18 protein-coding genes and 1 pseudogene are annotated in these 23,312 nt (G+C 58.6%); 13 read left to right on the forward strand and 6 right to left on the reverse strand.

All coding sequences use genetic code 11. The annotated features are described in order from the left end of the window. Nucleotides 1–21: 21 nt before the first annotated feature. The 3 genes from DXC52_RS03320 to DXC52_RS03330 form a co-directional block, all read right to left on the reverse strand. Complete coding sequence (locus DXC52_RS03320; protein ID WP_199409434.1) at nt 22–1,026, reverse strand: helix-turn-helix transcriptional regulator; 1,005 nt, start codon at nt 1,024–1,026, stop codon at nt 22–24. 67 nt (nt 1,027–1,093) lie between these two features. Then, entirely contained in the window at nt 1,094–2,245 is a 1,152-nt protein-coding gene (locus DXC52_RS03325) for an ATP-binding protein (protein WP_117746125.1), read from the reverse strand. Further along, nucleotides 2,242–2,916: a response regulator transcription factor gene (locus DXC52_RS03330; RefSeq protein ID WP_304485470.1), complete on the reverse strand. Its 675-nt coding sequence runs from the start codon at nt 2,914–2,916 to the stop codon at nt 2,242–2,244. Before DXC52_RS03330 ends, DXC52_RS03325 begins: the two co-directional genes overlap by 4 nt. Before the next feature lie 90 nt (nt 2,917–3,006). Between DXC52_RS03330 and DXC52_RS10390 the strand changes: the two genes are divergently transcribed. The 9 genes and pseudogenes from DXC52_RS10390 (at nt 3,007) to DXC52_RS03375 (ending at nt 16,115) form a co-directional block, all read left to right on the forward strand. After that, complete coding sequence (locus DXC52_RS10390) at nt 3,007–3,153, forward strand: CD1871A family CXXC motif-containing protein (protein WP_040219972.1); 147 nt, start codon at nt 3,007–3,009, stop codon at nt 3,151–3,153. After that, nucleotides 3,146–4,048, forward strand: a pseudogene (locus tag DXC52_RS10395) (4Fe-4S binding protein). Before DXC52_RS10390 ends, DXC52_RS10395 begins: the two are co-directional and overlap by 8 nt. Nucleotides 4,049–4,077: 29 nt before the next feature. Beyond that, entirely contained in the window at nt 4,078–5,049 is a 972-nt protein-coding gene (locus tag DXC52_RS03345; protein WP_117746127.1) for a TlpA disulfide reductase family protein, read from the forward strand. 209 nt (nt 5,050–5,258) lie between these two features. Continuing rightward, nucleotides 5,259–8,507 carry an ATP-binding cassette domain-containing protein gene (locus tag DXC52_RS03350; RefSeq protein WP_117746128.1) on the forward strand — a complete coding sequence of 1,083 codons (3,249 nt, stop codon included), beginning with the start codon at nt 5,259–5,261 and terminating at the stop codon, nt 8,505–8,507. Nucleotides 8,508–8,625: 118 nt separating this feature from the next. Then, a complete protein-coding gene (locus DXC52_RS03355) occupies nt 8,626–11,070 on the forward strand; it encodes an HAD-IC family P-type ATPase (protein ID WP_117746129.1) in 2,445 nt (814 codons plus the stop codon). Nucleotides 11,071–11,079: 9 nt separating this feature from the next. Continuing rightward, nucleotides 11,080–11,562 carry a winged helix-turn-helix domain-containing protein gene (locus tag DXC52_RS03360; protein WP_117746130.1) on the forward strand — a complete coding sequence of 161 codons (483 nt, stop codon included), beginning with the start codon at nt 11,080–11,082 and terminating at the stop codon, nt 11,560–11,562. Nucleotides 11,563–11,837: 275 nt separating this feature from the next. Continuing rightward, nucleotides 11,838–14,597, forward strand: coding sequence for a magnesium-translocating P-type ATPase (gene mgtA / locus DXC52_RS03365; protein ID WP_117746180.1), 2,760 nt, complete (start codon nt 11,838–11,840; stop codon nt 14,595–14,597). 30 nt (nt 14,598–14,627) lie between these two features. After that, nucleotides 14,628–14,783: a hypothetical protein gene (locus tag DXC52_RS03370; RefSeq protein ID WP_117746131.1), complete on the forward strand. Its 156-nt coding sequence runs from the start codon at nt 14,628–14,630 to the stop codon at nt 14,781–14,783. 378 nt (nt 14,784–15,161) lie between these two features. Then, nucleotides 15,162–16,115 (forward strand): tRNA-dihydrouridine synthase, encoded by a 954-nt coding sequence (locus tag DXC52_RS03375; RefSeq protein ID WP_117746132.1) that lies wholly within the window; start codon nt 15,162–15,164, stop codon nt 16,113–16,115. A 64-nt stretch (nt 16,116–16,179) separates the two neighbouring features. On the opposite strand, the gene DXC52_RS03380 is transcribed toward DXC52_RS03375, so the two are convergent. Together DXC52_RS03380 and DXC52_RS03385 are read right to left on the reverse strand one after the other, a co-directional pair. Beyond that, a complete protein-coding gene (locus tag DXC52_RS03380) occupies nt 16,180–16,425 on the reverse strand; it encodes a glutaredoxin (RefSeq protein WP_117746133.1) in 246 nt (81 codons plus the stop codon). Nucleotides 16,426–16,476: 51 nt separating this feature from the next. Next, nucleotides 16,477–17,328, reverse strand: a complete 852-nt coding sequence (locus tag DXC52_RS03385) for a TipAS antibiotic-recognition domain-containing protein (protein ID WP_117746134.1) — start codon at nt 17,326–17,328, stop codon at nt 16,477–16,479. 141 nt (nt 17,329–17,469) lie between these two features. Here DXC52_RS03385 and DXC52_RS03390 point away from each other — a divergent pair, with 141 nt between their 5' ends. From DXC52_RS03390 to DXC52_RS03405, 4 genes are all read left to right on the forward strand, one after another. Continuing rightward, nucleotides 17,470–18,207: a tRNA (N6-threonylcarbamoyladenosine(37)-N6)-methyltransferase TrmO gene (locus tag DXC52_RS03390; RefSeq protein WP_233504780.1), complete on the forward strand. Its 738-nt coding sequence runs from the start codon at nt 17,470–17,472 to the stop codon at nt 18,205–18,207. A 111-nt stretch (nt 18,208–18,318) separates the two neighbouring features. Then, on the forward strand, nt 18,319–19,533 hold the full coding sequence (locus DXC52_RS03395; protein WP_117746136.1) for a MalY/PatB family protein: 1,215 nt from the start codon (nt 18,319–18,321) through the stop codon (nt 19,531–19,533). Nucleotides 19,534–19,676: 143 nt separating this feature from the next. Beyond that, nucleotides 19,677–20,546: an ABC transporter substrate-binding protein gene (locus tag DXC52_RS03400; protein ID WP_117746137.1), complete on the forward strand. Its 870-nt coding sequence runs from the start codon at nt 19,677–19,679 to the stop codon at nt 20,544–20,546. After that, nucleotides 20,543–22,735 carry a response regulator gene (locus DXC52_RS03405; RefSeq protein WP_117746138.1) on the forward strand — a complete coding sequence of 731 codons (2,193 nt, stop codon included), beginning with the start codon at nt 20,543–20,545 and terminating at the stop codon, nt 22,733–22,735. The genes DXC52_RS03400 and DXC52_RS03405 overlap by 4 nt, the downstream gene beginning before the upstream one ends. Nucleotides 22,736–22,805: 70 nt before the next feature. On the opposite strand, the gene DXC52_RS03410 is transcribed toward DXC52_RS03405, so the two are convergent. Further along, nucleotides 22,806–23,285 (reverse strand): pyridoxamine 5'-phosphate oxidase family protein, encoded by a 480-nt coding sequence (locus DXC52_RS03410; protein WP_117746139.1) that lies wholly within the window; start codon nt 23,283–23,285, stop codon nt 22,806–22,808. Between the last annotated feature and the right edge of the window lie 27 nt (nt 23,286–23,312).

Here is a 23,312-nt window from a genome sequence, read left to right on the forward strand (position 1 = left end):
ATACGCCGGGCAGTCTGGCCGCTAGCGCAACATGTGGGCAATCAGCTCGGCGCGAGTTCCGATACCAAGCTTGGCATACACTCCTGATAGGCGGTTTTTAACGGTGCCCGGCGATACTCCCATGTGGCGTGCGATTTCGGCGTTGGTCCATCCGCGGCAGGCGAGCATGGCCATGGTGAACTCCGTGGTCGTTAAATCGTCGGCCACGTCCTCGCCCGAATCGGGGTTGTGGATGCGCCGCCAGCCGTAGCTGAATCGATACGTAATCTCGATGATGCGAGCGAAATCGTCGGGGTATTGCGATTTTAGGCATGCCTCGATGAGTCCCTGCAAAAGGCCGTGGTGCTCGCCGATGAGTTCGATAAGGCCGTCGGGGCGCGCGATGTTCCAAGCAGCTCCGAAGTGCGTTTTTGCGGCGTCGATGTCCTTGAGGCTCATGCATGCCATGGAAGCCGCCAGGTGCAGGAACAGTTCCGAGATGGGATAGCTTCCCTGTTTCATGATCAGGGCATTTTCCACCATGCCCAGGCTGCGGCCGTATTCGCCGCGCAGATACAAGGCGTGCGCCATCACGTAGCTGGCGAACAGGCGCAGGCCTTCGGGCAGATGCGCCGCAAGCGGATAAAACTCTTCGGCGGAATACGGGGAAGGCAAGTGCAGCAGGACGCTCGCGGCAGAGGCGAACAGGATATGCATGGCGTGGACGGCAGGCGATTCATCGTCAGGTGGCGTATCGAGGATGCCCGCAAGGCACCGGCGGGCATCGGCGATACGGTTGAGCGACAGACTGGCATATCCGCAGATAAAGCATGCGGAATAGCGCAGTGCGGGGTCGGTGGCGTCAAGATAGGGGCGTGCTGTCTCGGCGGCGAGCGTGGCCTGTCCGCGAAAGTACAGTGCTTCTGCCGTGGCGATGGTGCGTGAATCGGGGTCGGAAATGCCTGCAACCGCAGCGTCAATCTGGCCCGGCACAAAGGCAGTGCACATCAACGGCATGGGAATGCGCGGGTAGCCATCGCAGTCCATCTTCCATCTCCCATCAGGTGGCAACAATGCAGCAATTGTACCCCTGTTGCTCGGGACCCCTTTCGTTTTACTGCTCGGTTAACGCTGCGGATCGTTTTGGAAGGCTTACGAGCATGGTAGTCCCGTTCTCGGAACTTGTTTCGACCTCTACCGTGCCACCGTGAAGTGCTGCAATCTCCCAAACAAGCGCTAGCCCGAGTCCTGCGCCGCCGTATGCCCTGCTGCGGGATTTGTCTAGACGAAAGAACGGCTGGAAGATGCTCTCTCGGTACTGCTTGGGTATTCCCGGGCCCTCATCTTTGACTCGCAGGAGCACGTGGCTGTCGCTGTCGCTGATGGAGACATTGACAGTCGAGCCGGAGCGACTGTAACGGATGGCGTTTTCGGCCAGGTTGAACAGCAACCGATAGAGGAGCGTGTCGCTCCCGATTACTAAAGCGTCTCCAGCACAGTTGAGGGCTATGCTCCTATTTTCGGCAAGTGGCGCAAGGTCAGTGAGGACCTCTTCGGACAAGGGACCGAGTTCAACATCGTCCTCGCAAGGAATGCTGCGGAGCTCACTCATCTCAAGCAATACCTTGGTCATTCGAGACATGCGCTCGGTTTGTTCTTGTAGCAGGCCGAGCAGCTCGGCTGTTTCGGGTTGCAAACCGGAGTGCTCGGAGACAAACAGTTCAATCTGCGCTTGCATAAGGGCGAGCGGGGTGCGCAGCTCGTGTGCGGCGTTGCCGGTAAACTGACGCTGTGCAGAGAACCCTTCGCCAAGACGGGCGATCATGTCGTTGAAAGAGGCGCTGCATCGTTGTAGCTCGGCGGGCACATCTTCGCTGAGTCTGATTTCGCTTAGGTTGTCAGGCTGCACGCGCTCTACCTGAGCGGCAAAAGCCCGCAGGGGTTTGAGCGCACGGCCGCTCACAAAGTATGCCAGTACGCCGCCAAGTAGTGTGATTCCAGCCGTGATGCACCAAGCCGTCGCGCCGAAAGATTCCTGTGCGTCGTTTACAACGATCGTGACCTCGTCATCGAGGGCTGTTTTTGTTGGGTCAAACGCCTGGGGCGAATCCACACCGGCTGCGTTAAAGGCCGAGATGTCGCTGCCGATGGCATCCATGTAGCGCATGCCCGTATAGCCGACCAGGCAGTTCGTTAGCACGCACGCCGCACACGTGAGCAGCGCCGTCATGATCGTTATGCGCCATTGCAGCGAAAGCCTTTTCATTCGCCATCCTCCATAACGTAGCCCTCTCCAATCCGATTGCGAATCGGGTCGTATCCCAAAGCGCTGCGCAACTTTTTTCGGAGCGACGAGATGTGAACGCGGGTTGCGTTGCTAAAGCTGTTCACGGTGCTATCCCAGACGTGTTCGATAAGCTCCTCTTGGCTTACCGGCCGCCCCTGATTAAGCATCAGGTATTCCAGGATTCCCGTTTCCTTGCGTGTAAGAGATAGGGCCTCACTGTTCACGGAGGCGATGCGCGCCTTGGTGTCAAAGCTGAGCTTTCCGCAGTTTAATACTATGTCGCTTTGTGCGAAACGCCTGAGGGTAAGGCTGCGAATCCTTGCCGCAAGCTCGTCCAGATGAAACGGCTTGGTAAGGTAATCGTTGGCGCCGGCATCGAGTCCAGCGACTTTATCGGATACTCCGCCACGCGCGGACAGAATCAGTACCTTGGTCTCGCAGTCGGATTTCCTAAGTTCCCTGAGCACGGTCATGCCGTCGATATGGGGAAGGTTGAGGTCGAGTACCACGAGGTCAAAGACTTCGACGCCCAGCAGGTCGAGCGCCTCCCGTCCATCGTGGCAGCAGTCGACGCTGTATGCCAGGTTTCGCAAGCTGCGTGCGATTGTGTCACACAGTGCTCGCTCGTCTTCGACGATCAAAATACGCATAAAAGTCTCCTTGCACATTCCAAATCGCGCTTAACACGGATTTTATGGTCGATATGGTCCAATGGTCGCGTAACGAAAGGAGTGGTCAGGTTGTTCAAAGCGGTAAAACCCGTGGTACAGGTCGCTTTGTTGATCGTCGGAATTGCCATGGTGTGCTTTGGCGTTATGCGTGGCGAGGCGGATGCCGTGCTGGCCAAAGCGATTAGGCTGTGCTTGGAGTGTATCGGAATTGGATAAAAGAGAAAACACTGCGTCGCATGTTTTAGCCCGATTTCGCGGATTCATTCAAGCGGCGGCGACGCTCGTCACCAACATTCACCTGCCAAACTTTGCCAAAGGCAGCATCTATCAGGGTGCGGGAAAAACAGTCTGCGTACCTGGGCTTAACTGCTATTCATGCCCCGCGGCATCGGGTGCATGTCCCATCGGGTCGTTCCAATCGGTGGTGGGTTCATCTAAGTTCAACTTTTCTTACTATGTCACCGGTACGCTCATTTTGCTCGGCGTGCTGCTGGGACGCTTTGTATGCGGCTTTCTGTGCCCGTTTGGCTGGCTGCAGGAACTGCTTCACAAGATCCCCGGAAAATAGCTTTCGACAAAAAGGCTCAAGGCGCTTACGTATATCAAATACGTTGTGCTGCTGTTTGCTGTGGTATTGCTGCCTGTGCTGGTGGTCAACGATGTGGGGATGGGCGATCCGTTCTTTTGCAAATACGTCTGTCCGCAGGGCGTGCTCGAGGGCGCCATTCCGCTGGCCATTGCCAACGCCGGCATTCGATCTGCGCTGGGGCAGCTCTTTACCTGGAAACTTTTCGTTCTCATTGCCGTGGTGGTGCTGAGCGTTTTGTTTTATCGCCCCTTCTGCAAATGGATTTGCCCGCTCGGCGCATTCTATGCGCTCATGAATAAGGTGTCCTTGCTGGGGATACGGGTCGACGCATGCAAATGCGTCTCGTGCGGCAAGTGTTCAAAGGTTTGTCAGATGGACGTTGACGTGACCCGCGCGCCCAATCATGCCGAATGTATCCGGTGCGGAAAGTGCATTGGGGCCTGTCCCGTCGATGCCATCAGCTATCGCTATGGCCTGGATGTGTCGGCAGAAAAGCTCCCCTTGACCGCCGATAAAAAGTAAACAAGCTTCGACAAAACGGAGGAATGACCATGAAGCTTTCTAAGATTGCGGCTCTGTTTATGGTGCCGGTGCTGGCCTTGTGTCTTGTGGCGTGTTCGGCGCCCGGCAGCAACGCGAGCGAACCTACGGGCTCCGATCCTAAGATCGCGGAGCTCATTGCGCAAGAGCCGGCTAACGCCGACGAGGCCGCCGAGCTGTATGCGAAGCTCATGCAAAAAGAGAACGATATCCTTTCGAGCGATAATGCGCTGTGGGAAAAGGTGTTCAATGCAGCAAATAAAGAGTCGACAATGATTGAGGACGGCAGCAATTACGGCGATTTCCTGCTCAAGACCATCGACGGCGCCAAAGATGAGTTTACGGCGGATGAACTCAAGACGCTCAAGGCGGGCGCGCAGCAGATCAAGGAGATTGAGGACAAGCTCGAGAGCCTGGAAAAGAAGTTTCCCGGCTGTGGAAACACCCCGAGCGCGGGCGAGAGTGTCGACGCTTCGACCGCGGGCATGACGGCTGGCGCCGATGCTTCGAGCGAGGCGACAAAGTTCCCCAGCTTTACAGGCAAGGACCTGGACGGCAACGACGTGAGCAGCGACGAGTTGTTCTCCAAGAACAAGGTCACCGTCATGAACTTCTGGTTTACCACTTGCAAGCCGTGCGTGGGCGAACTGGGCGATCTCGAGAACCTGAATAAGGAGCTTGCCGAGAAGGGCGGCCAGGTCGTGGGTGTCAATTCCTTTACGCTCGATGGCAACAAGGGCGAGATTGCAGATGCCAAGGACGTGCTAAACAAGAAGGGCGTGACATATAAGAACATCTGGTTCAAGTCGGATAGCGAGGCCGGCAAGTTTACGTCAAATCTGTTCTCGTTCCCGACGACCTACGTTATCGACCAGAACGGCAACATCGTAGGGGAGCCCATCGTGGGCGCCATCAACTCCGCCGAGCAGCGCGCGGCGCTCGACAAGCTTATCGACCAGGCGCTGGCGAAGAGCGAACAGTAATGTGACAAAGGGACAGTCCCTTTGTCACATTGTCGATGTTGTGTGCGGGACGGTGCGCTGTGTGGCGTGCCGTCCCGTTCGTTTTTGCCCAGTTCGTGACGTTTCTCACTGGTGTGGACTAAAAAACGGAATATAGTAGGACAAACGCGTCGAATACGAACGGCGGGGGAGAGCGGGCGAGTGCGCCCGCGCAGGAGAGGTTGCCGTCCATGCTGGAGCTCAAAGATATCTGCAAAAGGTACGTTACGCAGTCGTTTACGCAGGTGGCGCTCGATAGCGTGAGCTTGGCCTTTCGCGATAATGAGTTTGTGGCCATTTTGGGCCCTTCGGGCTCAGGCAAAACTACGATGCTCAACGTTATCGGTGGACTCGATCACTTTGATTCTGGCGACCTGCTCATCGATGGCATTTCGACTAAGGACTTCCGCGACCGCGATTGGGACGCCTACCGCAACAACCGCATCGGCTTTGTGTTCCAGAGCTATAACCTTATTCCGCATCAGACTATTTTGGAAAACGTGGAGTTGGCGCTCACGCTTACGGGCGTGGGGCATGCCGAGCGTCGCCAGCGTGCGCGCAGGGCGCTTGAGACAGTCGGTCTGGGCGAGCATGTGAACAAGCGCCCGAGCCAGCTTTCGGGCGGACAGATGCAGCGCGTGGCCATTGCCCGTGCTCTGATCAACGATCCCGAGATCGTGTTGGCAGACGAGCCGACCGGCGCCCTGGACTCAACGACGTCCGTGCAGGTCATGGACTTGCTCAAGGACGTTGCGCGCGACCGTCTGGTCATCATGGTCACGCATAATCCCGAGCTGGCGTACCGTTACGCCACGCGCATCGTCAACCTCGCAGACGGTAAGATCACCGACGATTCCGATCCCTTTGATGTTGCCAAAGCCGCGCGTCGCGAGGCCAAGCCCACGCGTAAAACCTCGATGAGCTTTGTAACGGCGCTGGGCCTTTCTGCCCGAAACCTTATGACCAAGAAGGGCCGTACGGCCATGACTGCATTTGCGGGCTCGATTGGCATTATCGGTATCGCGGCGATTCTGGCGCTGTCCAACGGCGTAAACGGCTACATCAAAAAGGTCGAGGAGGATACGCTTTCGAGCTATCCGCTCACCATTTCCAAGCAGGATTACGACCTGTCGTCCATGATGGGCGGGCAGGGGGCCACGGAGGATGGCGATGATGTGAGCGGCGCTTCCGACAGTGAGGACGATTCGGTCAAGAAGTCCGATAAGATTCCCGTGGTCACGGCCGTGAAGGACATGTTCGCGAGCGTTAAGTCCAACGATATGACGAGCTTCAAGGCATGGCTCGATGCCGGTGGCGACGGCATCGACAAAGAGGTCAACGCTATTCAGTACGGCTATGGCGTAACGCCGGTTGTCTATCGCGCGGGCAAGGGCGACGAGAAGCCCGTGCGTCTGGTGCCCAATGCCATGACCGAGGCCATGAGCGGCGGCGCGAGCTCGGCGGCAACGGTGAGCATGGAGTCCATGGGAACCTCGGTCTTCAACGAAATGATTGACGACCAGAGCCTGCTCGACCGCCAGTACGATGTCGTTGCCGGTCATTGGCCCGCGTCCGCCAACGAGGCCGTGATGGTGCTTTCGAGCCGTGGCACGGTGGGCGACTATACGCTCTATAGCATCGGTGCGTTGGATATCGATGAGCTCAACGACCTGGTCAACAGCGCCATGACGGCCGATGGCGGGGTCGAGACGCCCGAGACCGCTGCCGACTTTACCTACGACGATGCGCTGTCCACCACGTTTAAGGTGCTGTCGCCGGCAGATGCGTATCGCAAAAACGAAGAGACCGGTATGTGGGCCGATATGTCCGGTGACGCCGACTTCATGGCGGCCAAGGTTGCCGATGGCATTGACGTGCGCATTGTGGGCGTGGTACGGCCCAACGAGACGGCCAACGCGAGCGCCCTTTCGCCCGGTATCGCCTACACACATGCGCTGACTCGCCAGCTTATGGAGCGCGCGGCCGATTCGAAGATTGTGCAGGAGCAGCTTGCTCATCCCGAGACGGATGTCTTTACCGGCAAAACGTTCGACGAGTTGCAGGGCGAGGCCAAGCAGGGCGTGGACCTGGGCAGCATGTTCAGCGTTGACGAGGCGGCGCTCAAGAGCGCGTTCTCGTTCGATGCGTCCGCGCTTTCGGGTGTGGCCGGCGGTATGGACCTTTCGGGCATCGATTTGTCAGGCCTGGATATCGACCTTTCGGGCGTTGGCGAGGACATCGACTTCAACGACATCATGGCCAAGGCGCCGGCCCCCGATTTCTCGGGAGTCTTCGATGGCTTGGAACTCACACCCGAGCAGATGCAGCAGGTGGGCGCGCTTGCCAACCAGCTGTTTGAGGGCTTTATGCAGTCCGATCAGTTTAAGGCGCTGACGCCCGAAGATCTTAAGGACGCGACAAAGCTTGCCGCCGCATTCTCGGCATATCTTGAGAACGATGCCGCGGCGCAGCAATGCTTAGCGCAGCTCAAGGCGCTGGGCGGAGATGTGCTGGCTGAGCGGCTACAGCAGGCAATGACCGACTACGTACAAAAACAGCTCGCGCCCTATTTGCAGCAGGCTATGGACCAGGTGATGAAGGCGATCAGCGAGCAGATTGCGACGACCGTATCGTCCCAGCTCAAAGCAGGCGCGGCGGGGCTCATGGGACAAATGGCGACGCAGATGTCGTCGAGTTTTGCCAACCTGGCGAGCGCCATGCACGTGGATGCGAGCGCCTTTGCCCGTGCTATCCACTTCAACATGGATGCCGAGGACCTGAGCTCGCTCATGATGAGCTATGCGAAGGCGTCGCAGCTCACCTACGACAACAACCTGACCACGCTGTGTTATGCGGACGAGGCAGATCCCATCTCGGTCAAGATCTTCCCGCGCGACTTTGAGGCCAAGGAGCGCGTGCTCGACCATATCGATGCGTATAACAAGCAGGTCAAAGCCGCCGGGCATGACGAGCAGGCAATCTCGTACACCGACTACATGGGCATCATCATGGGCTCGGTGACCGATATCGTGAACACCATCAGCTTGGTGCTCATTGCGTTTGTGAGTATTAGCCTGGTGGTGAGCTCTATCATGATCGGCATCATCACCTACATCAGCGTGCTGGAGCGCAAAAAGGAGATCGGCATCTTGCGCGCGATCGGCGCGTCGAAACGCAACGTGGCCAACGTATTCAATGCCGAGACCTTTATCGAGGGCCTCATCGCCGGCGTCTTTGCCATTGTCGTCGTGGTGGCCGTGAGCTTCCCGGTTAATACCTGGGCGCTTGCGGCCAAACAGGTCCCCAACCTGATGAGCCTGCCCGTGCAGGATGCGCTGGTGCTCATTGCAATTTCGGTGTTGCTGACGGTCGTTGCCGGTCTGCTGCCGGCCCGTAGCGCATCCAAAAAGGACCCCGTGGAGGCCCTTCGTTCCGAATAATGTGACAAAGGGACAACCCTTTTGTCACGGCTAAAAGCAAGGAAGTCGCAAGGGTTGGGGCGGGGTTGTCGGCGAGTGCCCTCGGATACAATCGAAGCCGTGCTAGAAAGAGGCTTCGATGATTAGAAAATCGTTCTTTAATCCGTTCTCGTCGCTGCTGCTTGCGCTTGCCGGGCTGGCTTTTTTGGTCGATGTCCTGCCGCAGGTGGAAGGCCAGACGGGCGTGTTCGCGCCAGCTGTGCTCTTTTTGATGTGGCTGGTGGGCGGCCTGGTGCGCCTGTTTTACGAAAATGAGGCCAAGCGCAGCTTTGATCGCCATATGTTTAAAGCGAACCACGCGGCCGTTTGGAAACGCGTCGATGCGTGTTGGATTCAAGTTGATGCCGACCGGCTTGTGCCCGGCGACGTCGTCCGCCTATATGCCGGCATGCTCTGCCCGGTCGACGTGACCCTTGCCAAGGGCGACCAGGTCCTTGTCTCGGAATCGTCGCTTACAGGCGAGAGCGGTCAGACCGCCAAGCGGGAAGGGGAGACCGTTCGCGCGGGAACGACCATTGTCGACGGCAAGGCGTCGGCAACCGTCCTCGCCCGAATTGCCGATGAGCAGCCCGTTTTGCGCCGTCGCGCTCGAATGGGCACACAGTTTGGTGCCGGCGCCAAGAGCATCTGCGCCGCCCTGGTAAGATGCATGCTCATCGTACTGCCGTTTGTCATTATGATTCGAGGCTTTGTGCTGGGCGACTGGGCGCAGGCACTGCTGTTTGCCCTGGGCACGGCCGTGGGCCTGGTTCCCGAAATGCTGCCGGTTGTCACGAGCGTTTGCCTTTCGGGCAGTGCCCATCGACTAAAAAACAAGCAGGTCATCGTTAAGAACGTTGACGCCATGGAGTCACTGGGCTCCATGGACGTGGTGTGCGTTGACAAGACAGGCACGCTCACCGAAGATGCCGCGGTGCTCGAGTACTACACCGATATCCTGGGCAACGAAAGCGAGCAGACGCTCAACCTGGCGTATCTGGAGAGCACGAGCCAGGGGGCCGCTGCCAATCAGCTCAATCGGGCCATTGCCGATGCGTGCGCGGCACCCGAGCTGCACCTTGCCGCGAAAGACCTTGGCCACGCCTTTGCACTGCATGCCTCTGACCCCTTCGACCACGTCACCAAGGCTTCGGGTGTCAAGCTCGACGCCACGCCCGGGGCGCTTGGTTGTTTGGGGCTACAGGTTCGCCCCGGCAATCATCTGACCATCGTAAAGGGCGAGGTTGAAAGCGTGTGCACACGCTGCGCCTGGGCAAACTTTAAGGGCGAGCTGGTGCCCATGGATGCCGATGGCCGTCAGAGCGCCTACGAGGTTGCCGAGGACATGCGCGCCGATGGCATCAAAGTGCTCGCCGTCGCCTATAGCACGACGTCGGCGGACTGGGATGACCTGGTGCTGTGCGGCTTTTTGGGCTTTTTCGATCGGCCCAAGGCGAGCGCTCGTGCCGCCGTGCAGGCGCTGTCTAACCTTTCCGTCGAGGTGCGCGTGCTCACGGGTGATTCGGCTTCGGTCGCTCGCTCAACATGCTCGCGCCTGGGCATTCCCGCCGATAGCGTTATCACCGGCAGCATGCTTCAGGCCATGGAGGAATCCGAAGCGCTGATCCGGGTGGGGAAGGCTCGCGTGTTTGCCGAGCTTACGCCCGCACAGAAGGCGCAGATCGTTAGCCTGATTCGCCTCTCCGGCCACATCGTCGGCTATATCGGAGACGGCGTGAACGACGTGCCGGCGCTCACATCGGCAGACGTCGGCATTGTCGTGGACTCGGCTGCGGCCGAATCCAAAAAGGTGGCCGACCTGGTGCTGCTCGAGCGCGACTTGGGTGTTGTCGCCGAGGGCGTCAGCGAGGGCAGGACTTCGTTCGCCAATGCCTCCAAGTACATCCGTATCGCATCGAGCTCCAACTTTGGCAATATCTGTTCGGTTGCCGCCTCGAGCATTTTCCTGCCCTTTGTGCCGGCAACCGCTACCCAGCTGCTCTTGCTCAATCTGTGCTACGACGCCACCTGCCTGTCGCTTTCGTGGGATAACGTTGACGATGCAGAGATTGCCCGCCCCAGGGCCTGGTCGGGTAAGGGGCTCGGCAGCTTTATGCTTCATTTTGGCTTTGCGAGCTCGGCCTTCGACATCATTACGTTTGCCATTCTGTTCTTGGGCGTATGCCCCGCCGTCTGCGGCGCGCCCTTTGCCGCGCTCGACGCGGCGGGTCGAGCGGCCTTTATCGCGACCTTCCAAGCCGGCTGGCTGCTGGAATGCGCATGGACCGAATCGCTCGTGCTCCTGGTGTTGCGAACGCGCAGTGTCCGCGACGGGGATCGTCCTTGCACACCGCTCGTGGTGATGGTTGCCGTCATGCTCGTTGTCACGGCGCTCCTTGCGCTCAGTCCGGTGGCGCAGCTGTTTGGGCTCGCCACGCTGCCTGTATGGTATCTGGGCATCGTTGCGCTGCTGAGCGTGTTGTATCTTGTTGTTGCTTCGACGATCAAGCGGGTCTATCTGGCCCGCTCGAGCAGCTTGTTCTAGGGCGGTTCTATGCGTACCAACAGAACCAACATCGCGATTACGCCGGCCGAGGCCGCCGAGCTCAGCAGCGCGCTGTTCTCGTCTGGCAGCGCTGCCGCCCTGGAGCTCGCGCCCGTGTTTGCCGATATCGCATCGGGCAAGCTGACTGCTATCGAGCTGGCGGTTGCCGGCTCGCAGGCAAGTGCCGCCACTGGACCCATCGTTATCGGCGAGCTTTCGATCGACCTGGCCTCGCGCACCGTCAAGGTGTCGGACGCGCCGGTCTCGCTCACGCCCAAGGAGTTCGACATCCTTGCCTTTTTGGCGAGCAACCGGGGTACGGTCTTTAGCAAAGAGGAAATCTACCGGGCGGTGTGGCAAAACGAGTATCTGCTCGATGACAGCAACATCATGGCCTTCGTCCGCAAAATTCGAAAGAAGATTGAGCCCGAACCAGACAACCCCCACTACCTGCTGACTGTATGGGGCGTGGGCTACAAAATGGCCGAGTAACGCTTCGGGTATTCGCTCCCATCGATCCAAATAGTCACTTTGACAATCCTTGCCAAATCGCAAGAAAGCCGCAAGAAACCAGCCATGTGCTCGGTCTTGCGGCTTTTCTATTCTGTAGACAGTCGCGGACGCGAAAGAGAGGTGAGGACCGTGAGCGGCAGTGACAGTACCAGTAACGCAGGACGAAGTTGCCGGCGCGGGTCCACTTTGATGGGGGCGCGCGGCTGATTCGCCCTGCGTCCGATCGATAGAACGGAGCGAGGCAATTGAAGAAGATGACTATGCGCCATACGCCGTCTGCGGTTCAGGCGCAAAACGAACTGATGAGGCATCGCGCGGAGGGTCGCATCCAGTATGCGGCGACCATTCCGCTGACGGAGGCCCTATCCTGGGTCGGCTCGAATCTCGGCGGCCTTAATCGCGACGAGGTCGCGCACAGCGAAGCCGACAACGGGCGTAACGTGGTCACGCGTGGCAAGAAGAAGTCGATTGCCCGCAAGCTTGCGGACGCGTTCGTCAATCCCTTCACGGCGATTCTGTTTTTCCTGGCCATCATTTCGGCAGCGACCGACATGGTGTTTCCAGCGTTGTCGATGATGGGCAGCACGCCCGAAGACTTTGACCCGCTGACGGTGATCATCATCACCACGATGGTCGTGCTCTCGGGCACGCTGCGCTATATCCAGGAAGCGCGCAGCGGCAACGCGGCCGAAAAGCTGCTCGATATGATTACGACCACCGTGACAGTCACCCGCGAGGATGTCCCTAGGACCGAGATTCCCATCGACGACGTGGTGGTTGGTGACATCGTGCACCTGTCCGCCGGTGACATGATTCCCGCCGATGTGAGAATCATTGAGGCTAAGGACCTCTTTGTGAGCCAGGCAAGCCTGACGGGCGAGAGCGAGCCGGTCGAGAAGGTTCCCGCGACGTGCACCGAGTCCGATTCGGCAACGTCGTTCGAGAACATCGCCCTCATGGGCAGCAGTGTGATCTCGGGCAGCGCGACGGCGCTCGCCTTTAGCGTGGGCGAGCAGACCTTGTTTGGCTCTATGGCATCGAGCCTGTCCGAGGATGCCGTAGAGACGAGCTTTTCCAAAGGCGTCAATAGCGTCTCGTGGGTGCTCATCCGCTTTATGATGGTGATGGTTCCGTTTGTCTTTATGATTAACGGCGTCACCAAGGGCGATTGGCTTAATGCTGGCCTGTTTGCCATCAGCATCGCCGTGGGCCTGACACCCGAGATGCTGCCCATGATCGTTACCACGTGCCTTGCCAAGGGCGCCGTGGCTATGAGCAAAAAGCAGACCATCGTTAAGAACCTCAACTCGATTCAAAACTTTGGCGCGATGGACGTGCTGTGCACGGACAAGACTGGCACGCTGACGCAGGACCAGGTGGTGCTGGAGTATCACTGGAACATCGATGGCCAGGAGGATTCGCGCGTTCTGCGCCATGCCTACCTCAACAGCTATTTCCAGACGGGCTACAAGAATCTGATGGATCTGGCGATCATCAAATGCACCGAGGAAGAGGAGCAAAACGACCCGAGTCTCACCGACCTTTCCGAGGCCTATGTGAAGGTCGACGAGGTGCCGTTTGACTTTACGCGCCGTCGCCTTACCACCGTGGTGCGCGATCGAAGCGGCAAAACCCAGATGGTCACCAAGGGTGCAGTCGAGGAGATGCTGTCGGTGTGCTCGCATGCCGAGATTGACGGCGGCGTTCACGTGCTGGACGACGAGGTGCGCGAGCGCATTTTGGCAACGGTCGCCGACCTTAACGACGACGGCTTCCGCGTGTTGGCAATCGCTCAAAAGTCCAACCCGTCGCCTGTCGGTGCCTTTAGCGCCGATGATGAGCGCGACATGGTGCTGATCGGCTACCTGGCGTTTTTGGATCCGCCCAAAGAGTCCACGGCCGATGCTATCGAGGCGCTGCGCAACCACGGTGTAGCCACCAAGATCTTGACCGGCGACAATGAGAAGGTCACGCGCACCATCTGCAAGCAGGTGGGACTCGAGGTCAACAACATGCTGCTCGGCAGCGATATCGCCGCAATGGACGACGCCGAGCTCGCTCGTCGCGCCGAGGACGTGCAGGTCTTTGCCAAGCTTACGCCCGATCAAAAAGCGCGCGTCGTGTCCGTGCTGCGTGCAAACGGTCATGTGGTGGGCTACATGGGCGACGGCATCAACGACGCCTCGGCCATGAAGTCGTCCGACATCGGCATCTCGGTCGATACTGCGGTCGACGTGGCCAAGGAGTCGGCCGATATCATCTTGCTCGAGAAGGATTTGATGGTGCTCGAGGAGGGCATCATCGAGGGGCGCAAGACCTACGCCAACATGATCAAGTACATCAAGATGACCGCAAGCTCCAACTTCGGCAATATGTTCAGCGTGCTTGCCGCATCCGCCCTGCTGCCGTTTTTGCCGATGATGAGCATCCAGCTGATCCTGCTCAACCTGATCTATGACTGCAGCTGCCTGGCGATTCCCTGGGACAACGTGGACGAGGAGTTCCTGCGCGTGCCGCGTACCTGGGACGCTTCGAGTGTTGGCAGGTTCATGATCTGGATCGGGCCCACCAGCTCCATCTTCGACTTTATGACCTATATCTTTATGTACTTCGTTTTCTGCCCCCTGTTCGTGAGCCATGGCGTGCTGTTCAACGACCTGGCGAGCGTCTACTCGGGCGCCGCGCTGGAGCAGATGCAGCTGGCCTACATCGCGCTGTTCCAGGCTGGATGGTTCGTCGAGTCTATGTGGAGCCAGACGCTGGTCATCCACATGATCCGTACGCCTAAGTTGCCGTTTATCCAGAGCCGTGCCTCGGCTCCGGTGATGCTGCTCACGATGACGGGCATCGCGCTGCTCACGCTGATCCCGTTTAGCCCGCTTGGCCCCACGCTGGGTCTGGGCGCCCTGCCTGTCGAGTACTTCTTGTTCCTGATTCCGTGCATCTTGCTGTACATGGCGCTGGCGACAAGCCTTAAGAAGGCCTACGTCAAGCGCTACGGCGAGCTGCTGTAGTGGGGGATTGATGCAGAAAGGAGCGTTTGCATGAACTGGACGCAGATTTGGATGGACTTGTTTGGCACCACGGAGTGGCTCGGCCTTAACATGGGCTTTTGGGTGGCCAACGGCGTGGTGTTGGTGGTTGTCGTGATTATGAACGTTGTCTTTTGGAGCATGAAACCGCTGCCGAGGGATGAATAACAAGCGAGGGGGCCGCCTGCCGGGCGACCCCCTCGCTGTTTATAAGCACCAGTAAATCGAAGGTGAATGGTTTCCCGAGAAGTGAACGACCTAATTTGGACCCCTGAAGCACCCACGTTTTTCGACGCTAAAACCGCAGGATTTGAGTGATAAAACCGCAGGAATTGGCCTTCCCAAAGTGTCGATGCATCGAGGGTCCGATTTCACCCGTTCACTTCGCGGAAAAGCATTCACCTTCGTTGCGTAAGGCGACGGATGGAAGGGTGATTATCGTCAAGCAGCTACCTCTGCCTTGTGAATCATCTGAAGCACAAGGCATAATGCATGTAACAAGGGGGCGGTTCCTTTGTCACATCCGTTGATATGAGAGAAGAGTAGATGATTCTTTCGCTTGCCCCTATGGAGGGGATTACCGGGCATGTGTTCCGTCGCGTGCATGCGGAGTGCTTCGGTGCGCTCGATTGCTATTACACGCCGTTTTTGCCGCCGCCGCGGGTGGGAAACCGCTTTGGCGGCAAGGCGTTTAAGGAGATCGATCCTGCCAATAACCAGGGGCTCAACGTGGTGCCTCAGTTGATGTCCAAGAACGCGGACGAGTTTGTGTGGGCGGCACAGGTGCTCGCCGACATGGGCTATCGCGAGGTCAATCTCAACTTGGGTTGTCCCTCGGGGACGGTTGTCGCCAAGGGCAAGGGCTCGGGCTTTTTGCGCCACTTGGACGAGCTCGAAGTGTTCTTGAGCGATGTGTGCGAACGTTCGCCGTTGCCGGTGTCGGTAAAAACCAGGCTGGGGCTGGAGAGTGACGACGAATACGAGCGCGTGCTTGACCTGTACTGTCGCATGCCGCTGGCAGAGCTAATCGTGCATCCGCGCGTGCAAAAGGATCGTTACACGGGCTCGCCGCGCAAAGCGTTTTACGGCGAGACGCTGGAGCGCGCGCCGTTCCCGGTGGCATACAACGGCGACATCTTTGATCTTGAGGACGTGGACGCGCTGGTGGAGGCCTATCCCGGTACACGCCATGTGATGCTGGGGCGTGGCTTGCTTGCGAACCCCGCGCTGGCTCGCATGGTCAAGGGCGGCCCTGCTGCAACGGCTGCTGAGCTGCAGCGCTTCCACGACACGCTGTTTGCGGCATATGCAGAAGAGATTGGCGGCAACGCGGTCTTTCGCATGAAGGAGTGGTGGTTCTACGCCAAATGCGCCTTCGCTGACCCCGCTACCGTTCACAAGCTCGTACGTAAGACCAAAAAGGTTGACGAATACCGCGCCGCCGTCGAGCGCGTCTTTCGCGAGCAGCCACTCGCACCCATAGCCCGCTTCCACGGCTAGTTGGTCGTTGGGGACGTTCTTTAACGACTAGTCATTTAAGAACGTCCCCAATGGCTGTGTTGCACTAGAGCAGGTTCTCCTGTGCCCATGCGATGATGTCGCTCGACTCGTAGAGTGGCTTGCCGTCGATGAATAGGCAGGGAACCTGGCGCTTTCCGCCGGCGGCGATGAGTGTCTGCTCGGCTTCGGTATCGGTCGAGATATTGCGCTCGGGAATGGTCACGCCGTTATCGGCTAAAAAGCGCTTGACCTTTATGCAATACGGGCAGCCGGTCATAACGTAGAGCACGAGCTCGTGATCAGTAGTCATAGGTCTCCAATCGGTTGCGGTTTTGATTGAAATACCCAAAGCCGCCGCGGTCTATGCGCGGACCAGTGACGACTCGATGGCTTGGACCAGAAACGCCGTGGCTCCGGTGCCGCAGGGCTTGTCGTAGTAGTCAACAAAGCGCTGGTCGGCAAGATAACCATTGGCGAGGCCCAGGTACGCTTCGTTCTGGGGTTCGCGTCCCCAGTTGAGACCAATCCAACGACGATGCATCGCGACAAGCTTGCGAGCCTCGCTTCCATTCGCATCGCCATCGCCCATGGCAATCGAGAGTTGGCCCAGAATAGCGCGTTCAAGTTCCTTCATGTCGTTCCATGTCTCGGGGTCCATGTCCAGCAGTGCTTCGTTTGCTGCGTCGATCGCCTCGTCGCCGTAGCGCTTCCGGGCTTCGGCGCCGTAGCGCTTCCGGGCTTCGGCGCCGTAGCGCTCTTCGTTTTCCTGCACGGTGCGCCAGCGCTCCAGTTGCGGCAGGACGGCGCCCATGAGCGAGACGGCTTCGTCGAGCGACATACCGGTGTTTTGTGCCAGGCGCGGGGCACAATCCTCGATCATTGCCTCCATGGTGGTGTCGTAGGTGTACTTGCCGTGGTCGTAGCACCACTTGCAGTAATGGTCGGTCGTGGCGCCCGCGGCATCGGTGCCGCAGTCGTCGGGCGTGAGTATCATGCCGCAGCTCTGGCAATAATGCTCGGGCATTTCGAGCAGGTGGGACAGTGGTTCGCCGGTTACGGCGGCAATGAGCTTCATCATGTCGATGCCCGGGGTGACCTCGTCGCGCTCCCAACGGCTGACGGCTTGGCGCGTGACAAAGAGTTTGGCGGCGAGCTGCTCTTGGGTAAGGTGATGGGCGCGACGGACAGCGATGAGCTTTTCTGCAAAGGCCATAGCGGCTCCTTTCTGCTGGTTGATGGCTTAAGCATACGCGGCGGCAGGCGCCCTTCCAAGCAACCGTTGGTTGCACGACAGGAGTCCGCGGCGAAGAATTGCGCGCAACGCCCCACGCCTCCATGCCGTACAATGACCGGCATGGAACCTATTGCACACATACATACCGACCTGCCGCAGAAGTTCGGCATTCCGCGCAACAGCTTTTTGGCGCCTCATCTGCAGGGACGCATCGTTTTTGAGCCGGAATTTGCCTCCAATGCAGCGGTTGAGGGTCTGGACTCCTTCTCTCACCTGTGGCTGCTGTGGCGCTTCGAAAACGGAACGCCCGGCGGCACGGCTAAGGACATAGCTGCCGATGCCAAGTCGCAGGACAGGTCCGGCACCAACGCAAAATGGTCGAAAACTGTGCGTCCGCCGCGCCTGGGTGGAGCCGAGCGTGTGGGCGTCTTTGCCACGCGCAGCCCGTTTCGCCCTAATCCCATCGGTCTCACCTGCGTCAAGCTCGATCGTGTCGAGTTCACCGACGATGGGCCCATCATCCATGTGCTGGGGGCCGACCTGCGTGACGGCACGCCCATCTACGACATTAAGCCCTACATCCCGTTTGCGGATTGCCACTCGGATGCGACCGGCGGCTGGATTGAGGATGCTCCGTGGCAAGAGCTCGATGTTGAGTTTCCGCAAGCTCTGCAGGATATGGTCCCGCCCGCAAAGCTCCCCGGCTTGGTCGAGGTTCTACGCCAAGATCCGCGCCGCGCGGGCAGCAAACACGAGCCAAACCGCGTCTATCATCTGGCCTACGCCGGGCTCGACATATCGTTTACGGTCGACGAAACCCAGCTAACCGTAGTCGCCGTCAACGACGCTCAAGACTAACCGGCCATCCGTCCGCGCCCGTCAAATTAAGCGCCAAACCCCATGCCAAAACCGCCCACGCTGGTGGACAATAACGCCTACCAAAACAATCACTTTGCACGGGGGCTCAGCATGAAATACGACTTTAGCTCGCTTATCGACCGCCACGGTATGGACTCCATCGCCGTTGACTCCTGGGGCGAGATCCCCGGTATGGCTCCGAACGCACCCGACGAGGGCTTCGACCGCATTCCCATGTGGGTGGCCGACATGAATTATGCCACGGTGCCCACGGTCCAGGAGCACATCATTCAGCGCGCTCAACATCCCATGTTTGGCTACTTTAACCCGTGCGCCGAGTACTTCGACCGCATCATCGAATGGCAGAGCCGCCGTAATGGCGTCGAGGGCCTGGCACCTGAGCACATCGGCTACGAAAACGGCGTGCTGGGCGGTGTCGTGTCGACGCTGCGTGCGTATGTTCAGCCGGGCGATGCGGTGCTGGTCCATAGCCCCACCTACATCGGCTTTACCAAGTCCATCGAAGCCGCGGGCTATCGTATTGTCCACAGCCCGCTTAAGCTCGACGACCAGGGCGTGTGGCGCATGGACTTTGAGGACATGGAGCACAAGCTCGCCCAAAATCACATTCATGCCGCGGTGTTCTGCTCGCCGCACAATCCCTGCGGCCGCGTATGGGAGCGCGACGAGATCGAGCGCGCCATGGACATTTATCGCCAGCACGATTGCGTGGTGATCTCGGACGAGATTTGGTCCGATATCATCCTGCCGGGGCACAAGCATATCCCGACGCAGTCGGTGAGCGAGGATGCCCGCATGCGCACGGTTGCCCTCTACGCGCCCAGCAAGACGTTCAACCTGGCGGGTCTGGTCGGCAGCTATCACATCATCTATAACGAGACGCTGCGCGACCGCGTGTGCGCCGTGTCCAACAAGACCCACTACAACGAGATGAACGTCCTCTCCATGCATGCGCTTATCGGTGCCTACCAGCCGCAGGGCTACGAGTGGGTGGACGAGCTCAACCAGGTGCTTGCCGACAATATCGAGTACTTCTGCGATTACGTGGACGAGCATTTTGAGGGTGTGTCCTATTCACGTCCGCAGGGCACGTACATGGTGTTTCTGGACTGTACCGAGTGGTGCCGCGAGCATGGCCGCGATATTCAGTGGCTGCTCGACGAGGGAGCGCGCGTGGGCGTGGGGTATCAGGACGGCCGCCCGTTCCACGGGCCCTGCCACATTCGCGTGAATCTGGCGCTGCCGCTTTCGCGCGTAAGGGAAGCGTGCGACCGCCTGGACCGCTACGTTTTTAATGCACGGTAAGTGTGCGCTGCATGCGGGCCTTCTGCCAAGTCGGCTGGAAGGCCCCGCATGGTAAAGCATCTGTAACCATTGGGCGCTCGTGTGGTTTTGTTTGCTATTATTTTTTACCATTTCAGTCTGTAAACAGGATCGTCTGGAGCTCGATGAAAAGACCCTGTCGCTCGGTTGCCATTTCGTTGTTTTTTGTGCTTGCAGTGGCGAGCGCCTTTGTCGTAGCGATAGCTGGCTGTTCCGGGTCGAATGACGGAGCCTCGACGTCTGCATTAGAAGGTCTGGACGCCTCGCAAGTCAAAGACGACGACCTTACGACGCTCAACGTCGGCAGCGACCTCTATCCACCGTTTGTGTATACCGACGAGTACGGCGATATCGTTGGCCTGGATGTCGAGATATTGACCGAGGCTTTGGCCCGCATTGGTTACAAGCCAAAATACCAGCTGATCGATTGGGAAAAGAAGAAAGAGCTGCTGGCGAGCGGCGAGCTCGATTGCGTCATGGGCAGCTTTAGCATGACGGGTCGCGAGAACGAGTATCGTTGGGCCGGCCCGTACCTTGCGAGCCGCCAGGTAGTCGCGGTCGATCCCCAGAGCGATATCTACACGCTTGCCGATCTTGAGGACAAGGTTGTGGCGGTCCAGTCCACTACCAAGCCCGAGGACATTTTGCTCAATCGTACAAATGAAAACGTTCCGCAGATCAAGGAGCTCTACAGCTTTTCGGACCGCTCATGCCTGAACCCGGCGCTCGTCGAGGGCCTGGTCGACGCCATCGCCGCGCATGAGTCCTCGCTGCTCACCTACGAAAAAGACTATGGTGTGATGTATCGCATTTTGGATGAGCCGCTGCTGGAGGTTGGTTTGGGCACCGCTTTCGATATCAACGATACGCGCGGCATCGACGTTAAGCTCGCCCATGCCTACCAAGAAATGCTTGCCGATGGCACCATGGAACGTCTGGTGTCAAAGTACTTTGATGACCCTGCACCATTTTTGAATACGGAGGGCCTGTCATGATCGATGCGCCCGACCACGCCGTAGAGGAGCGGGGCGATCGTTCGGCATGGGTATGGCTTATTGCCGCCCTGTTGGGGATAGCACTCTCGGTTGTTGCCGGCATGATGAGCTACGGCTACACGACAGCCCAGGCCGAGCAGCGCTTTGCCGACGTTGTCGATTACGTGGCGACGCAGAGCCTTTCCTACGATGCGTTCAATAGCGCCTATACGACCAAAAACCTGATTCGCGTTATGGAGATCGCCGGAGAGGTGGCGCGCGATATGGAGCGCGACGGCTCGGTGGATAACGTCGCGCTGGAGCAATATGCTGATCAGTTCAACGTGAGCGCGCTGATCGTGACGGACGCATCGGGCAACTTGGTGTCCGAGTCCTCGACGGATGGCGTGGGCTACGAGTCGCTTGCTACGTATCTCAAAGAAGCGCCCGTGTTGGAGGTGGCAACCCATCCGCTTAAGTCCTATACCGATCGTATTACGCTTGCGGATGATTCGGTTGCAGACATTGGTTGCGTGACCCGGCAGGATGGCGAGGGCATCGTTATCGCGGTAAGGCATCAGAGCGCGAAGGCGGTTGCAAGCAATACGCTCAAACTGCAGAGTCTGCTCGAGGGTTATGAAACCATCGATAGCGGCAATATCGTGATCGAAAACGATGGCAAGGTCGTTGCGACCAACGCCGTTGAACCCACCATCTTGGGCGTGTTCGACCTGCCTGCGACGGACGCCATCATTGTCGACGAAATTAAGGATCGATGCCTGCCCGGCAAAGTCCGACTGGTCAACGTCAACGGCGAGTGGTATTTGGGCACATACGGCAAAGCGCAAAAATTCTACGTGTACACCTATGCCTCGGCGCAGCGCTACTTTGAGGTCGTCGCGGCTGTCGCTGCCGGCGTGCTGGTGCTTTACAGCGGTGTTGTAGCCTCTGTTGTGATGGTGCGTCGCCGCGCTGATCGTCGACGCTTGACAGACTTGCTGCAGCAGGAGCGCGACTATGGCGACAAGCTGGCAAAGGCGGCGCGTGAGGCCTCGTCTGCCAACTCGGCAAAGACGGAGTTCCTGCGTCGCATGAGCCACGATCTGCGCACGCCCATCAACGGCATTCGCGGTATGGTTGAGGTCGGCGATGCCAATGCGGACGATCTGCAAAAGCAGACCGAGTGCCGCTCAAAGATCTGGACGGCATCGGGGCTGCTGCTCGACCTTGCCAACGAGGCCCTGGATATGAGTCGTCTGGAGAGCGGGCAGATCGAACTGGAGCTTGTTCCCACAAACTTGGTGACCCTCAACCACGAGGTGCGCGATATTCTGGAGCGCCAGGCCGAGGAGCGTCTGGTGACAATTATCTGCGACCAGCAGACGCTTAATCATCCCTATGCGCGGGTGAGCGTGACGCACCTCAAGCGCTTGTTGCTCAATATTGCCGGCAATGCCGTCAAGTACAACCGCCGGGGCGGCTATGTTCGCCTGGTGTGCCGCGAGGTGGAGCCAGTGGATGGCGCCCCCGTCTATGAATACACGATCGCCGATAACGGTATTGGCATGAGCGAGGAGTTCCAACAGCACCTCTACGAACCGTTTTGTCGCGAGGAGCAACAGGTGGAAGGCGCTTCGTCGGGAACTGGTCTGGGTGCGCCTATTGCCAAACAGTTGGTCGAGCTTATGGGCGGAACCATGAGCTTTACGAGCATCTTGGGGCAGGGGACGACGTTTACCATCCGTCTGCCGTTTGAGAAGTGCGAGCGCTCCGAGATTCCTCAGGCTGTGCGCGTGGACGCGGGGGATGGCGATGCGCTCCAGGGCTTGCGCGTTTTGCTCGTAGAGGATAACGACCTGAATGCCGAGATTGCACAGTTTACGCTCGCCCGCGCCGGTGCCGTCGTGACGCATGCTAAGGATGGTGAGTCTGCCGTTGAGGCGTTTGCCGCGAGCGCACCGCACGAGTACGACGTGGTGTTGATGGACATCATGATGCCCGGTATCGATGGCCTTGAGGCCACGCGTCGAATTCGAGCACTCGATCGCGAGGATGCCGCGACCACGCCGATTATCGCCGTGAGTGCCAACGCCTTTGCCGACGACCGCAGGCTTTCGCGTGAGGCGGGCATGGATGCGCACCTGAGTAAACCCGTGAGCTCGCAGGAGCTCGTTGAGGCGCTTGCGCACATAGCCGCCGACGCTTCATAAGCATATGGCCTGGTTCCAAGGTGGGTTGGAACCAGGCCATAGTGCTATTTGTGAGTTTTGCTTTTGAGGCTTACTTTTCCTGAATCTGCTTGCCGCAAAGATGCTCAATCGTAATCTCGTAGAGCTGGACGCCCTTAATGTCCTTGGCGATTTCCTCTTCGACCTCCTCGGCAGAAGGGTAGTACTTAAGCGCGAGTTGGCGGACTTTATCCTCGATAAACGCGGGGGTGTCATTCGCCAGGCGACAGCGGCCAAAGACCACGGTACTCATAACGTAGGGAGCCCAGTCACCGTCCTTGTACCACTCGTTGCCGTAAACGGTAAAGCAGACCTTGTCATCGCGCTTGAGTGCGTCGACCTTGTGGCCGGCCTTGGCGCCATGGAAATAAATCTTGTCGTGCTCGGCGTCAAAGAAGTAGTTGACGGGAATGGCGTACGGGTAGCCATCGTCGCCGTTGACGGCAAAGACGCCGCGCTTGCAGGTAGCGAGCAGTTCGCGCGCTTCCTCGTCGGTGATGGCGCGTTTCTTTCGACGTAAGGGCCTAAACATCGTTGGCGTCCTTTCTACTGCGTATGG

The organism is Collinsella sp. TF05-9AC, from assembly GCF_003438495.1.
Taxonomy (GTDB): Bacteria; Actinomycetota; Coriobacteriia; order Coriobacteriales; family Coriobacteriaceae; genus Collinsella.